13 protein-coding genes are annotated in these 14,354 nt (G+C 71.6%); 7 read left to right on the top strand and 6 right to left on the bottom strand.

The features are described 5' to 3' along the window. Positions 1–3 precede the first annotated feature (3 nt). Positions 4–1,164, top strand: a complete 1,161-nt coding sequence (locus tag ACTWPT_RS27485) for a cation:proton antiporter (protein ID WP_443180347.1) — start codon at positions 4–6, stop codon at positions 1,162–1,164. Between the two features lie 17 nt (positions 1,165–1,181). Further along, a complete protein-coding gene (locus ACTWPT_RS27480) occupies positions 1,182–1,793 on the top strand; it encodes a pentapeptide repeat-containing protein (protein ID WP_443180346.1) in 612 nt (203 codons plus the stop codon). A gap of 43 nt (positions 1,794–1,836) precedes the next feature. On the opposite strand, the gene ACTWPT_RS27475 is transcribed toward ACTWPT_RS27480, so the two are convergent. After that, a complete protein-coding gene (locus ACTWPT_RS27475; RefSeq protein WP_443180345.1) occupies positions 1,837–2,694 on the bottom strand; it encodes a helix-turn-helix domain-containing protein in 858 nt (285 codons plus the stop codon). A 111-nt stretch (positions 2,695–2,805) separates the two neighbouring features. Here ACTWPT_RS27475 and ACTWPT_RS27470 point away from each other — a divergent pair, with 111 nt between their 5' ends. Then, on the top strand, positions 2,806–3,390 hold the full coding sequence (locus ACTWPT_RS27470; RefSeq protein ID WP_443180344.1) for an NADPH-dependent FMN reductase: 585 nt from the start codon (positions 2,806–2,808) through the stop codon (positions 3,388–3,390). Between the two features lie 21 nt (positions 3,391–3,411). Continuing rightward, on the top strand, positions 3,412–4,398 hold the full coding sequence (locus tag ACTWPT_RS27465) for an aldo/keto reductase (protein ID WP_443180369.1): 987 nt from the start codon (positions 3,412–3,414) through the stop codon (positions 4,396–4,398). Positions 4,399–4,402: 4 nt separating this feature from the next. On the opposite strand, the gene ACTWPT_RS27460 is transcribed toward ACTWPT_RS27465, so the two are convergent. From ACTWPT_RS27460 to ACTWPT_RS27440, 5 genes are all read right to left on the bottom strand, one after another. Beyond that, entirely contained in the window at positions 4,403–5,413 is a 1,011-nt protein-coding gene (locus ACTWPT_RS27460; protein ID WP_443180343.1) for a hypothetical protein, read from the bottom strand. Further along, positions 5,403–6,038 (bottom strand): copper resistance CopC family protein, encoded by a 636-nt coding sequence (locus tag ACTWPT_RS27455; RefSeq protein WP_443180342.1) that lies wholly within the window; start codon positions 6,036–6,038, stop codon positions 5,403–5,405. The genes ACTWPT_RS27460 and ACTWPT_RS27455 overlap by 11 nt, the downstream gene beginning before the upstream one ends. Before the next feature lie 89 nt (positions 6,039–6,127). Then, positions 6,128–6,679, bottom strand: coding sequence for a hypothetical protein (locus ACTWPT_RS27450; RefSeq protein ID WP_443180341.1), 552 nt, complete (start codon positions 6,677–6,679; stop codon positions 6,128–6,130). Positions 6,680–6,709: 30 nt separating this feature from the next. Further along, the gene (locus tag ACTWPT_RS27445; RefSeq protein WP_443180340.1) at positions 6,710–7,885 is read right to left on the bottom strand and encodes an acetate/propionate family kinase; all 1,176 of its coding nucleotides are present in this window, start codon (positions 7,883–7,885) and stop codon (positions 6,710–6,712) included. Beyond that, a complete protein-coding gene (locus tag ACTWPT_RS27440) occupies positions 7,861–10,164 on the bottom strand; it encodes a phosphoketolase family protein (protein WP_443180339.1) in 2,304 nt (767 codons plus the stop codon). Before ACTWPT_RS27440 ends, ACTWPT_RS27445 begins: the two co-directional genes overlap by 25 nt. 62 nt (positions 10,165–10,226) lie before the next feature. On the opposite strand from ACTWPT_RS27440, the gene ACTWPT_RS27435 reads away from it, so the two are divergent. From ACTWPT_RS27435 to ACTWPT_RS27425, 3 genes are all read left to right on the top strand, one after another. Continuing rightward, a complete protein-coding gene (locus tag ACTWPT_RS27435; RefSeq protein ID WP_443180338.1) occupies positions 10,227–11,933 on the top strand; it encodes an IlvD/Edd family dehydratase in 1,707 nt (568 codons plus the stop codon). Positions 11,934–11,975: 42 nt separating this feature from the next. Next, complete coding sequence (pgi, locus tag ACTWPT_RS27430) at positions 11,976–13,664, top strand: glucose-6-phosphate isomerase (RefSeq protein ID WP_443180337.1); 1,689 nt, start codon at positions 11,976–11,978, stop codon at positions 13,662–13,664. A 331-nt stretch (positions 13,665–13,995) separates the two neighbouring features. Then, the gene (locus ACTWPT_RS27425) at positions 13,996–14,349 is read left to right on the top strand and encodes a spore germination protein GerW family protein (RefSeq protein ID WP_443180336.1); all 354 of its coding nucleotides are present in this window, start codon (positions 13,996–13,998) and stop codon (positions 14,347–14,349) included. Positions 14,350–14,354 lie beyond the last annotated feature (5 nt).

Raw genomic sequence — 14,354 nt, 5'->3', positions numbered from 1 at the left:
CGGGTGCACGAAACCGCGGTCCTCTTCCTTGAATTCGGCGCTGTACTGCTGGGCCTGGGCGTGCTCGGCGCGCTGGCCCTGCGGATCGGCATCTCGCCGATCCCGCTCTATCTGATCGCCGGCCTGGCGTTCGGGACCGGCGGCGTGCTGCCGCTGGCGACCAGCGAGGAGTTCATCTCCGTCGGCGCCGAGCTCGGCGTGGTGTTGCTGCTGCTGACACTGGGCCTGGAGTACAACGCCGACGAACTGGTGACGAGCCTGACCGGCAACGCCCGCGCGGGCGTCGTCGACCTGGTGCTCAACGCCGCGCCCGGCGCGATCTGCGCGCTGCTGCTGGGCTGGGGGCCGGTCGCGGCCGTGGCCATGGCAGGCGTCACCTACGCCACCTCCTCCGGCATCGCCGCCAAGGTACTGACCGACCTGGGCTGGATCGGCAACAGGGAGACGCCGACGGTGCTGTCGCTGCTGGTGTTCGAGGACCTGACGATGGCGATCTACCTGCCGGTGCTGACCACCGTGCTGGCCGGGCTGAGCCTGGTGAGCGGGGCGATCTCGGTCGGCATCGCGCTGGTGACCGTGACCGTGGTGCTGGTCGTGGCGCTGCGGTTCGGGCGGTTCATCGAGGCGTTCGTGTCCAGCCCGAGCTCCGAGGTGCTGCTGCTCAAGGTGGTCGGACTCGCCCTGCTGGTGGCCGGGCTGGCGCAGCAACTGCAGGTGTCGGCGGCGGTGGGCGCGTTCCTGGTGGGGATCGCGCTGTCCGGTGAGCTGGCCGAAGGCGCACAGGCGCTGCTGGCGCCGCTGCGGGACCTGTTCGCCGCGGTGTTCTTCGTGTTCTTCGGACTCCAGACCGACCCGGCGAAGATCCTGCCGGTGGCGGGCCTGGCGGCGCTGTTAGCGCTGGTGAGCATGGTGACCAAGCTCCTGACCGGCGCGTACGCCGCCAAGCGGGCCGGCATCGGCAAGGCCGGGCGGGCGCGGGCGGGCATCGCGCTCATCCCGCGCGGCGAGTTCAACATTGTGATCGCCGGACTGGCGGTCGGCGCCGGCGCCCACCCCGACCTGGGGGCGCTGGCGGCGGCGTACGTGCTCATCCTGGCGGCGTTCGGCCCGCTCGCCGCCAAGCTCGTGCAACCTTTCATCACGGCCATCGCCAAGCGGGCCTGAGCCGATAGCTTGTTCGCATGGCCAACAGGAGACCTGTCTTCCCCATCGAGCGCACGATCGGCGCCGCCGACTGGGACAATCCCCTGGAGCTCACCGGCGAGAGCTACCAGCGGGTCCTGTTCCAGGACGTGGACATGACGGAGCTGCTCGACCGCGGCTGCTCGTTCGAGGAGTGCACGTTCGGCAACGTGCGGTTCAACGTGTCGGAGCACGATGACGCGCAGTTCCTCAACTGCACGTTCATCGGCTGCTCCTTCTTCGACGCGACGTTCAGGGGGTGCAAGCTCACCGGGAGCGTGTTCGAGGGGTGCACGTACGGGCTGCTGAAGGTTGAGGGCGGCGACTGGTCATACGTCGTCATGTCCGGCGCAGACCTGCGCGGCAGCTCCATCGACGGCGCCCGGCTGCGCGAGGCCGACTTGAGCGGGGTCCGGCTCGAGGGGGCCGAGCTGCGGCGGGCGGACCTGTCGGGGGCGTGGCTGCGCGGAGCCGACCTCACCAAGTGCGACCTGCGCGGCAGCGACCTCAGCACGCTGGACCTGGAGCAGGTCACCTTCAAGGACGCGATCATCGATCCGTTCCAGGCGACGGTCGTGGCCGCGGCGCTGGGTCTCACCGTCCGCGAATAGGTCCCACCCGCGACCGGCCGACAGCCACGCCCGCGACCGGCCGTTACGCCGTGACGGCGCGCAGCGCGCCCGGGTGGCGGCCGGTGAGGCGGTCGAGCGCGGCCGACGTGGCGGTGTCCGCCGGCAGATAGACCAGGAGCCGCTGTTCACCGCCGTCGAGGTCGAGCACCTCGCGGGCCAGCCGCAGCTGGCCGGCCTGCGGGTGCGCGAGCCGCTCCACGGCGGCCATGCGCGGCGGCTCGGGCGGCCCCGACAGCCGCTTGGTGAAGGGCTCGCCCGCCGCGAACGACAGCTCGGAGACGAGCTCGGCGGCGTACTGATCGCCCTGGGCGATCTCCAGGCGCAGGCCGGCGGCGTGCTCGTCGGCCACCCGATCCCAGTCCGGGAAGGCGACCCTGGCGCGCGCATCGGCGAAAACGTACCTGATCATGCTGGGCGGGTCGCCGTCCAGCATCCCGACGGGGCCGAAGAGCCGCTCGTAGCCGCTCGTGCGGGCCACCACCTCGCTCAGCCGGTTGACCACGGCGGCAGGCGCGGGCTCCAGCCGGTCGAGCACCGCGCACACGGTGGCCCGCACTGTGCGGGCCGGCCCCTGATCGGCCCCGGGGCACAGCCCGATGGCGCCGCTGGAGATCTTGTTCAGGGAGCGGAGGTGAATCCGCTCCTCCGGCGTCATGCGCAGGGCGTCGGCGAGCGCGGTGAGCACCTGCATGGACGGATTGCGATCGCGGCCCTGCTCCAGCCTGGTCAGGTATTCGACGCTCAGCCCGGCCACCGTGGCCAGCTCCGACCTGCGCAGCCCGGGCGTGCGCCGCCGAGGCCCGTCGGGCAGCCCGACGTCGGCAGGCTTGAGTGCCTCGCGGCGGGCCCGCAGGAACGCACCCAGCTCGTTATCACTCACGGTCCGAGTGTACGGCGGCGGGCGCGGCCCTATCGTGGCCCTGCCAGGGCCAGTCTCCGCCCGGCCTTCCTCGGCGGCGCGAACCGCAGCAGGTTGGACACCGTGACGAACATGAAACTCGCGGTGATCACCGGCAGCGTTCGCGAAGGCCGTTTCGGCCCCACGATCACGAGGTGGTTCACCGAACACGCGCGACAGCACGGCCTGTTCGACGTCGACGTCGTCGACCTGGCGGACACGACGCTGCCGCTGGAACTGCCCGGCACCCCAGAGCGGCTCTTCGACGTGGACGGCCGTCCCGAGGACCTCAGGCGGCTGGCCGCGCGGCTGGAACAGGCGGACGCGTACGTGGTGGTGACGCCGGAGTACAACCACAGCTTCCCCGCCTCGCTCAAGCACCTCATCGACTGGCACCCCATCCAGTGGCAGGCCAAGCCGGTCGCGCTGGTGTCCTACGGCGGCTACGGCGGCGGCGTGCGCGCGGCCGAGCACCTGCGGCAGGTCTTCTGCGAGATGCACGCCGTCACCATCCGCAACTGGATCAGCCTCGACCAGCACTGGACCCGGTTCGACGCCGAGGGCCGGCTGATGGATCCTGAAGGGCCGGACGGCGCGGCCAAGGCCGTGCTGGACCAGCTCGGCTGGTGGAGCACGGTGCTGCACGAAGCCCGCCTGGCCACGCCGTACCAGGCCTGACCCTCTGGAGGAGTTGACGTGATGCGTTACCGGCTGCTCGGCCGTACCGGGCTGCGGGTCTCGGAGCTGTTCCTGGGCGCGATGACCTTCCGCTCGGCGTCGCCTGAGGTGCGGCGCATTCTCGACGCGTACGCCGACGCGGGTGGCAACGTGGTCGACACGGCCTCGATGTACGGCGACAGCGAGAGCATCGTCGGCGAGCTGCTGCAGAGGCGGCGCGATCGTTTCGTGCTGGCCAGCAAGTACACCGGCACCCGTGACCGCACCGATCTCAACGCGGCCGGCAACCACCGCAAGAACCTGGTGCTGACGCTGGAGCAGAGCCTGCGGCGGCTGCGTACCGACTACATCGACCTCTACTGGGTGCATGTATGGGATCGGCACACCCCGGTCGAGGAGACGATGCGGGCGCTGGACGACGTGGTGCGGTCTGGCAAAGTGCTCTATGTCGGCATATCGGATGCTCCGGCGTGGCTGGTCAGCCGGGCCAACACGGTCGCCGAGCTCCGGGGGTGGACGCCGTTCGCGGGTCTCCAGGTGCCGTACAGCCTGCTGCGGCGGGACGTGGAGCGGGAGCTGCTGCCGATGGCGGAGGCCTTCGGGATGAGCGTGACCGCGTGGGGGACGCTCGAGCGCGGCGTGTTGTCCGGCCGGTACAACGACCCGGGGGCGCCGGCCTCGCGGGTGTCGCCCGCCTCGCTCGGCGAGCGCGAGCTGGCCGCGGCGCGGGCGGTGGTGGAGGTCGCCGGGGAGCTGGGCGTCACGGCGTCGCAGGTGGCGTTGGCCTGGGTACTGCGGCGGGGCGTGCACCCGATCGTGGGGGCCAGCAGCGCCGAGCAGCTCAAGGACAACCTGGGCGCGGCGGGGCTCGCGCTGCCCGAGGAGGCGGTGCGGCGGCTGGAGTCGGCGGTGGAGTTCGAGCTGGGCTTCCCCCGGGACTTCATCGAGTCCTGCGACCGCAGCCCGGACCTGTACGGCGACGCCATCCACCGCCTCGACGGCCGCTGACCCCTCAGCAAAGGGAGAGGGCGGTTTCCCGAAGACCCGGGAGGGCGGCCAGGACGCGGTCGCCCCGGCGGCGGCGGTCGGCGGCCGTCGCCGCGCCCAGGTCGCCCAGCAGTTCCATGAACCCGTCCTCGTGCCCGGAGTACCCGGAGTACCCGGAGACCCCGGCCGCCGCCCGCTTGGCCAGGCACCGCGCGTACGTCGCCACCACCCAGAAGACGGCCTCCCGGTGCAGCCCGCGCCGGATGAGCTCCCGGCTCCCGTCGATGGCCACCGGCCGGCTGGCCGCGGTGATGTCCGAGGCGAACCGGTAGGAGGGCGCCTGCACGGCCGTGGCCGCGTCGAACGCCCTCTCCAGCGCCGACAGGTGCAGCTCCACCCGCTCCGGGCTCAGCTCCGCGCACCCCATCAGGTCCAGCAGCACCTCGTGGTAGTCGTGCCGCCCATGCTCGGCCAGCAGGTCCCGCACGGCCGCGTACCGCGTGCGCACGGTCGGGTTACGCAGCCCCGCCACCAGCAGCACATGCGTGGTCACCCCGGTGCCGAACAGCCACGAGGTGACCTGGTCGTGCAGTGGCGCGGAGGCGTCCATGCCGGTGATCCACGCGCGTACCCGGTCCATGGCGTGGCCGCACCGGGCCAGGATCCAGGGCCGTTCGGCGAAGTCGCGGGCGACGATCCGCTGCACCTCGGTGAGCCGCCCCGTGGGGTCGGCCAGCACGCACGGGAGGTGGAAGCTGCCGGCCAGGTGGTAGTCACCGAGCACGTCGTGCGCGGACCCGAGCCCGGGAAGGCAGGAGACCTCCAGCAACACTCCTTCGTACAGGAACTTTCCGATCCTGGCGGCGGACGGGTCGGCGAGCACCATCACGTCCACGTCGGAGGTCGGGGGCAGCTCCGCGTCCGGGTCCGCCCACAGCGCCGACCCGGTCAGGAACGCGCCGCCGAATCCGGGCAGCCGGGCGCCTTCCTCCGCGACCCAGCGCCGCGCGAGTTGTCTGGCCTGGTCAATCCGCATTCGCGTCCTCCTGCTCGGGCCCACGGCGCGCGCCCCTGAGCACAACGAATGCGCCCAGCGCGACGAGCGCGGCCAGTGCGCCCCAGATCCAGCCGGGGACGCCGGCCGACGAGGCGGGGGACGTGCCACCGGCGGCCGACGGCTCCACCGCCTGGGCGGACGACGAGGGCGGTGCCGACGCCGCGGGCGGGGCCGACGACGGAGACGATGCGCTCTCGCCCGTCGACGTGGGCGAGGGCGAGATCCCCTTCACGCGGAACGGGATCTCACCCTCGATGGGATGGCCGTCCGACGAGACGACCCGCCACGCGATGACGTACGCGCCGGCCGGGAGCGGCCCGTTGACCTCGGCGACCACCTTCGGCCCCGCGAGCCGCGGCTTGCCGAGCGGCACCCGCGCGCCCTTGGCGTCGCGCAGCACAACGAACGGGAACTTGACGCTCGCGGTGTACTCGAGCTCGATCTCCTCCAGTGAGCTCGCGGAGACCCGCGAGTTCTTCGCCGGCGAACTGCTCTTGAGCGCGTCGTGGGCGAACGCCGGCGACGGGGTCGTGGCGAGGAAGGCGGCACAGGCCAGCCCCGCCGCGGCGGCCGTGCGGATGTGACGGTACAGGGAAAAGGTCATGGTTCGATCTCCAGAGATCGTCTCCCGGGCCTCGAGGTCCGGGTGCGGGCAAGGACACGCGCCGAAGAGCCGGCGCGCCGGGACGTGCTTCAGGGGAAGCGCCCGGGCGGTCCTCGCCTGGTGACGGCGCGGGAAGCGGTCGTCCTCGCGCGGATGGAGATCTCTGGAGCGGCCACGGGCCGCCACCCCGGCCTCGCGCAGGTCGCCGGGACGGTGACGAGCAGCCGGATGAGCGGGAGCGGCGTCCCGTACAGCCGGACCATGAGCCACAGGGCGCGCTCGCCCCGATACAGCCACCACGCCGTCAACGCCGCCACGGTGAGGTGCGCCAGCGTCATGCCGGGCGCGAGGTGCCCGTGCGCGGCCTCGGCGCCGGCGGGCCGAGCCCCGGCGAGCCGCTCGAACAGCTGGTGCAGCACCGTCTGCGCGCCCGCGGTCGCGGCGAGCACGGCCGCCGGCCCGAGTTCGCGGCCGTCGATCAGGTACGCCGACGCCAGCACCGCCAGCACGCCGGCCAGGTAGACCTCGAACGGCACCAGCCCGCCGCCCGCCAGCGCGTGCCCCCCGGCCGAAACGGCGCCGCAGACCGTCGCGAACACGACGGCCCTCGACAACCGCAGCGCTGATGACGCGGAGGACACGACTCCCATCCTCCCACGGTCGCCCTCCGCTCAAGGGGAGCCGGCAATGAGGGAGAGGGCCTGGCGGGCGATCTCCCATTCCTCGTCGGTCGGGATGACCAGCACCGGCACCTCGGCCCCCGCCGGTGAGACGGCCCGTTCGCCGTCCGCGTCGGCCCGGTTGAGCGCCGGGTCCACGGCGATGCCGAGCCGGTCGAGCCCGGCCAGGGACGCCGCCCGTGTGGCGGCGTCGTGCTCGCCCACCCCGCCGGTGAACACGATCGCGTCCACCCCGCCGAGCAGCGCGTAGTAGGCGCCGACATACTTGCGGATCCGCCGGGTGTAGATCGCCAGCGCCAGCCTGGCCGCGTCGTCGTCGCGGCCGCGTACCTCGCGCATGTCTCCGGTCCCGGTCAGGGCGAGCAGGCCGCCGTGGCGGCTGAGCGCCTCCTCCACCTGCTGGGGGTCTAGCCCGTCCACCCGGGCGAGGTAGCCGGCGAGTGCCGGGTCGACGTCGCCCGAGCGGGTGCCCATGACCAGCCCCTCCAGTGGCGTCATGCCCATGGAGGTGTCGACGCTGCGGCCGCCGGAGATCGCGGTGGCGCTCGCCCCGTTGCCCAGGTGCAGCACGATCAGACCGAGTCCCGCCAGGTCGCGGCCCAGGAAGGCGGCGGCGCGGCGGGAGACGTACGCGCAGGAGGTGCCGTGGAAGCCGAAGCGCCGCACGCCCCACTCACTCGGCACGGCGTAGGTGTAAGCCTCCGGTGGCAGCGTGCGGTGGAACGCGGTGTCGAACACGGCCACCTGCGGCACCCCGGGAAACGCCTTGCGCGCGACCCTGATCCCGGTGAGATTGACCGGGTTGTGCAGGGGCGCGAGCGGGGCCAGCTCCTCGATCGCGGTGATCACGCCGTCGTCGATCAGCACGGCCTCGGTGAACCGGGTCCCGCCGTGCACGACGCGGTGGCCGACCGCGACGGGCGCCAGTTCGGGTCCCGCCGCGGCGAACGCCTCCATCATCGCGTCCAGCCCCTCGCCGTGCCCGGGGAACGGCCGCTCCCGCACGTACGGCGGCCCGTCGCCGGCCCGGTGCGTGAGCCGCCCCGGGCCGGCCTCGCCGATGCGTTCCACCAGCCCCCTGGCGGGCCGGTCCCGGGTGCGGACGTCGACCAGTTCATACTTGATCGACGAGGAGCCGGTGTTCAGGACGAGAATTCGGCCGGCCATGTCCACGAGCTGATCTCCACAGGATCCTCGCCGTACTCACGGGTGTGCGCGCGGGCGCGCAGCCGGGCGTCGCTCATCCGCTGCCGCAGGTGCGCCGCCTTGGAACCGAGCCCGGGGACGCGGTCGATGACGTCCATGACCAGGTGGTAGCGGTCGATGTCGTTCAGCATGGCCATGTCGAACGGCGTCGTGGTGGTGCCCTCCTCCTTGTACCCGCGCACGTGCAGGTTGTCGTGCCCGCGCCGGCGGTAGGTGAGCTGGTGGACGAGCGACGGGTAGCCGTGGAAGTTGAAGATGATCGGCCGGTCCGTCGTGAACAGCGTGTCGAACTCGGCCTCCGGCATCCCGTGCGGATGCTCCGACTGCGGCTGCAGCCGCATGAGGTCGACCACGTTGATGACCCGGACCTTCAGCTCGGGCAGGTGCTCGCGGATGAGCGCCGCGGCGGCCAGCGTCTCCATGGTCGGCACGTCGCCCGCGCAGGCCAGCACCACGTCCGGCTCCACGCCCTCGTCGGTGGAGGCCCACGGCAGGATGCCGAGGCCGCGCGTGTTGTGCGCGACGGCCTCCTCCATCGTGAACAGGTCCAGCACCGGCTGTTTGCCCGCCACGATCACGTTGACGTAGTCGCGGGAGCGCAGGCAGTGGTCGCCCACCGACAGCAGCGTGTTGGCGTCCGGCGGCAGGTAGACCCGGACCACGGAGGCCTTCTTGTTCACGACCACGTCTAGGAACCCCGGGTCCTGGTGACTGAAGCCATTGTGGTCCTGCCGCCACACGTGCGACGACAGCAGGTAGGTCAGCGACGCCACCGGCCGCCGCCACGAGATCTTCTGCGCCGACTCCAGCCACTTGGCGTGCTGGTTGAACATGGCATCGACGATGTGGATGAACGCCTCGTAGCAGTTGAACAGCCCATGCCGGCCGGTCAGCAGATAACCCTCCAGCCAGCCCTGGCACAGGTGCTCGGACAGCACCTCCATCACGCGCCCGCCCGGGCCGAGGTTCTCGTCGGTCGGCAGCACCTCGGCGTCCCACGCCCGGTCCGTCGCCTCGAACACGGCCTGCAGCCGGTTGGATGCGGTCTCGTCCGGCCCCATCAGCCGGAACGTGCGCGGGTTCGCCGCGATCACGTCGCGCAGGAACTCGCCGAGCACGCGGGTCGGCTCGCTCGTCTGCGTGGCGGGCGACTTGACCTCGATCGCGTGCCGGCGGAAGTCCGGCAGCCGCAGCGGCTCCAGCAGCTCGCCGCCGTTGGCGTGCGGGTTCGCGCTCATCCTGCGCGCCCCCCGCGGCGCCATGCCGAGGATGTCCTGGTTGGGCCGGCCGCCGCCGTCGAACAGCTCCTCGGGGCGGTACGAGCGCATCCACTCCTCGAGCATGGCCAGGTGAGTAGGGTTCTCGCGGACCTTGGCCAGCGGCACCTGGTGCGCGCGCCACGTTCCCTCGACCGGCTTGCCGTCCACCTCGCGCGGCCCGGTCCAGCCCTTCGGCGTGCGCAGGATGATCATCGGGAGCCGGTCGGCGTCGCCGCTCTTGTAGGCGGCCATCTGGTCGAACGCGGCGTCCAGGGCGCCGGCCATCTCCTGGTGGTCGGGGCCGACCAAGTGGGGGCGGTAGCCGTACCCCTCGATGAGCTTGAGGAGCTCCTGCTCGGGGATGCGGGCGAGCACGGCCGGGTTGGCGATCTTGTAGCCGTTGAGGTGCAGGATCGGCAGCACCACGCCGTCGCGGCGGCGGTCGACGAACTTGTTGGAGTGCCAGCTCGCGGCCAGCGGGCCGGTCTCGGCCTCGCCGTCCCCGATGACGCACGCCACCACCAGGTCCGGGTTGTCGAACGCGGCGCCGTAGGCGTGGGCGAGCGCGTACCCCAGCTCGCCGCCCTCGTGGATCGAACCCGGCGTCTCCGGCGCGACGTGGCTCGGCACCCCGCCGGGGAAGGAGAACTGCCGGAACAACCGTCGCATCCCCTCGACGTCCTGCGAGACGTCCGGATAACGCTCGGAGTACGACCCCTCCAGCCACGCGTGCGCCACGGCGGCCGGGCCGCCGTGCCCGGGGCCGCAGATGTAGATCATGTCCTGGTCTCGCTCTTTGATCACCCGATTGAGGTGGGCGAAGCAGAAGTTCAGCCCGGGCGTCGTGCCCCAGTGGCCGAGCAGGCGCGGTTTGATGTGCTCCGGGCGCAGCGGCTCGGCGAGCAGCGGATTGTCCAGCAGGTAGATCTGCCCGACGGACAGGTAGTTGGCCGCCCGCCAGTACGCGTCTATATGGTCCATGCCCCTGCTGCTTCCTCCACAGAACGTGCTGAATCCCCCGAATGGTCGATAAGGTGCCGAACATGGATTTGCGGAGTTCGCGGTGGTATTCAGGAAACGATCGAAACTCCTACATCCATCGGGCATGGATGCGGCGCGGGTTGCCGCGCGAGGCGTTCGAGGGTGACCGTCCGCACATCGCGATCGCCAACACGACTTCCGACCTCACCCCCTGCAACTCCCACCTCGACGAGGTGGCGCAGAGCGTCATGCACGGCGTGTGGGAGGCCGGCGGTGTGCCGCTCGACCTGCCCGTCGTCTCGCTCGGCGAGTCGAACGTGCGCCCGACCGCGATGCTCTGGCGCAACCTGGCGGCCATGGCCACCGAGGAGATGTTACGCGCCAACCCCATCGACGGCGTGGTGCTGCTCGGCGGTTGCGACAAGACCATCCCGTCGCTGCTCATGGCCGCCGCCTCGGTGGACCTGCCCGCCGTCGTGGTGCCCGGCGGCCCCATGCTGACCGGCCACTTCCGGGGCACACCGCTAGGCTGCGGCACCGACGTGTGGCGGCTCAGCGAGGAGGTGCGCGCCGGGACGCTCTCCCGGGAGGCGTTCCTCCAGTCCGAGTCGTCCATGATCCGCAGCCGCGGCCACTGCAACACCATGGGCACCGCCTCCACGATGGCCTGCATGGCCGAGGCGCTCGGCATGACGCTGCCCGGCACCGCCGGCACCCCTGCCCCCGACAGTCGCCTGCTCGAACGCTCCCACGAGAGCGGCCGCCTCGCCGTGGACCTCGTCAAGCAGGGCCGCCGCCCGAGCCAGGTCATGACCAAGGGCTCGTTCCTCAACGCCATCGTGACGCTGGCCGCCGTCGGCGGCTCGACCAACGCCGTCGTGCACCTGCTGGCCATCGCGGGCCGGCTCGGCGTGGACCTCACGCTGGACGACTTCGACCGCACCGGCTCCGGGGTGCCGCTGCTCGTCGACCTCCAGCCCGCCGGGCGGCACCTCATGGACGACCTGTTCAGGGCGGGCGGCCTGGCCGCCGTGCTGCAGGAGGTCGAGGACCTACTTGACCCATCCGCCATCACCGTCACCGGCCGCCCGCTGGTCGAGCACCTCGCCGGCGCGGAGATCTGGGACGAGAGCGTCATCCGGCGCCGCAGCGACCCGATCCTGCCGGACGCCGGCATCGCCGTCCTGCGTGGCAACCTCGCGCCCGGCGGCGCCGTGATCAAGCCCGCCGCCGCCTCGCCCGAGCTGCTGCGGCACCGTGGCCGGGCCGTCGTCTTCGACAGCGTCGAGGACGTCTACGCCCGCCTCGACTCGCCCGACCTGGACGTGGACGAGACGTCCGTGCTGGTGCTGCGAGGCTGCGGGCCAAAGGGCTACCCCGGCATGCCGGAGGTCGGCAACCTGCCGCTGCCGGCCAAGCTGCTGGCCAAGGGCGTACGCGACATGGTGCGCATCAGCGACGCCCGCATGAGCGGCACCGCGTACGGCACGGTCGTCCTGCACACCGCGCCCGAGGCCGCGGCGGGCGGCCCGCTGGCGAAGGTGCGCACCGGTGACCCGATCGTGCTCGACGTGGCCGCGCGGCGCCTGGACGTGGACATCCCCGACGCCGAGCTGAACGCCAGGCCGCCGGTCGTGAACGGGCACGCCAAGCCCGCCCGCGGCTGGGAACGCCTCTACGTCGACCACGTCACCCAAGCCGACCGCGGCGCCGACCTCGACTTCCTCATCGGCTCCAGCGGCGACGCCGTGGGCCGCGAATCTCACTGAGCTCCTAAAGACTCCGCTCCGCCGTGCGCGGAATCAACCGCGATGGGTACGGGGTTACGGGACGATGGATCAGTCGGTTTGGCAACGCGAGGAGGAAGCGTGAACGGCGACATCACCCAGAGCCAGGAGTGGGCGGCTCTGTCCAAGCACCAGGAGGATCTGGGCGGAAGGACCCTGCGTGAGCTGTTCGCGGAGGACCCCGGTCGTGCTGAGCGCATGGCGGTGACCGCCGGCGACCTCTACCTCGACTACGCCAAGCACCGCGCCACCCAGGAGACCATGGACCTGCTGGTGGCCCTGGCCGAGCGGGCGGGCCTGCGCGACCGGACCGAGGCGATGTTCTCCGGCGAGCACATCAACGTCAGCGAGGACAGAGCGGTGCTCCACGTCGCCCTGCGCATGCCGCGCGACGTCGAGCTCGTCGTGGACGGGCAGGACGTCGTGGCCGACGTGCACGCCGTGCTCGACAAGATGACCGCCTTCGCCAGCCGGGTCAGGTCCCACGAGTGGAAGGGCGCCACCGGACGGCCCATCGAGACAGTCGTCAACATCGGCATCGGCGGCTCCGACCTCGGCCCCGCCATGGCGTACGAAGCGCTGCGCGACTACGCCGACGCGGGCATCACGGCCCGGTTCGTCTCCAACATCGACCCCGCCGACATCACCGGCAACCTCGCCGACCTCGACCCCGAGACCACGCTGTTCGTGATCAGCTCCAAGACCTTCACCACGCTCGAGACCCTCACCAACGCCAGGGTCGCGCGCCGCTGGCTGGTAGAGGCGCTCGGCGACGAGGCGGTGTCCCAGCACTTCGTGGCCGTCTCCACCAACGCCGCGAAGGTCGCCGAGTTCGGCATCGGCACCGACAACATGTTCGGCTTCTGGGACTGGGTGGGCGGCCGCTACTCCTACTTCGGCGCCGTCGGCCTCTCCCTGATGATCGCCATCGGGCCGGAGCGCTTCCGCGAGATGCTCGCCGGCCTCCACACCATGGACGAGCACTTCCGCACCGCCCCGTTCGAGGCCAACATGCCGGTGCTGATGGCCATGCTCGGGATCTGGTACAACGACTTCTTCGGCGCCGAGACCCGCGCCGTCCTGCCTTACAGCCAGCGGCTGCACCGCTTCCCCGCCTACCTGCAGCAGCTCACCATGGAGTCCAACGGCAAGTCCGTACGCGCCGACGGCGCCCCGGTCACGGTCAACACCGGCGAGATCTTCTGGGGCGAGCCGGGCACCAACGGCCAGCACGCCTTCTACCAGCTCCTCCACCAGGGCACCCGCCTCGTCCCCGCCGACTTCATCGGCTTCGCCGAGCCCTATGACGACCGCGAGGGCATGCACGACCAGCTCACGGCCAACCTCCTCGCCCAGACGTCGGCGCTGGCGTTCGGCAAGGCGGCCGAGGAGATCTCCGCCGAGGGCACCGCGACCGCCATCGTCCCCCACAAGGTGATGCCCGGTAACCGCCCCACCTCCACGATCCTCGCCCCGAAGCTGACCCCGTCCACGCTCGGCCAGCTCGTGGCGCTCTACGAGCACATCGTGTTCGTCGAGGGCACCATCTGGGGCGTCGACTCCTTCGACCAGTGGGGGGTGGAGCTGGGCAAGAAGATGGCCCTCGACCTGGCCCCGGCGCTCACCTCGGAAGAGCCCCCCACGACCTTCCCCGACCCGTCCACGGAGCGCCTGGTCCGCAGATACCGCGCACTCCGCGGCCGCCGCGCCTGACAGCCGCTGCCTCGGACCGCCCCCGGGGCACGGCACCCGGACGCGCCCATGGCGTCGTATAGGGGCGCCCGCTCACCCTGCCAGCGGTGAGGCGCCCCTTGTGGCGTGAAGGCGGCAGCGCGTCCCCAGGCTTCGGCGGCGTGACGCCACGCCCTGGGACGCGCCGTGCCGCCGTAGGGCACCGGACACATGCGGATGGCAAGGGCGGCGCTACCCCATTGCCCGGCCGGCCCATGGGTCAGGGCTGGACGCGCAGGGTGGTCGAAATCTGATAACACGGCATGCCGGATGCGAGGTGGTGCGCTGCCCGATCGGGGGTGACGATGGGGCCATGGACATCATGGAACTGTTGGAGCGGTCGAAGGACGCCGCGACCGTCAAGCGAGTCTTCGGTGAGCCGATCCAGCACGGCGACGTCGTCGTCATCCCCGTCGCCAGGGTCGCTCAAGGAGGCGGCGGCGGTCAGGGAGAGGGCAAGGGCGAGAAAGGCGAGGAGAGCGGGGGCAGCGGCGTGGGGTTCGGCTTCGGGGCCACGCCCGCGGGCGTGTTCGTGATCAAGGACGGCGTCGTCATGTGGCGGCCTGCTGTTGACGTCAACCGCATCGTGCTCGGCGGTCAGGCCGTCGCCATCGTGCTGCTGCTGACCCTGCGTGCCATCTTCAAGAAGCGGCGCCGCAAGCGCTGATCCCA

It is taken from the genome of Nonomuraea sp. 3N208, assembly GCF_052245935.1.
GTDB lineage: Bacteria > Actinomycetota > Actinomycetes > Streptosporangiales > Streptosporangiaceae > Nonomuraea.
Note: the sequence above shows the minus strand (reverse complement) of the source record. Positions and strands in the feature narration are given on the sequence as shown.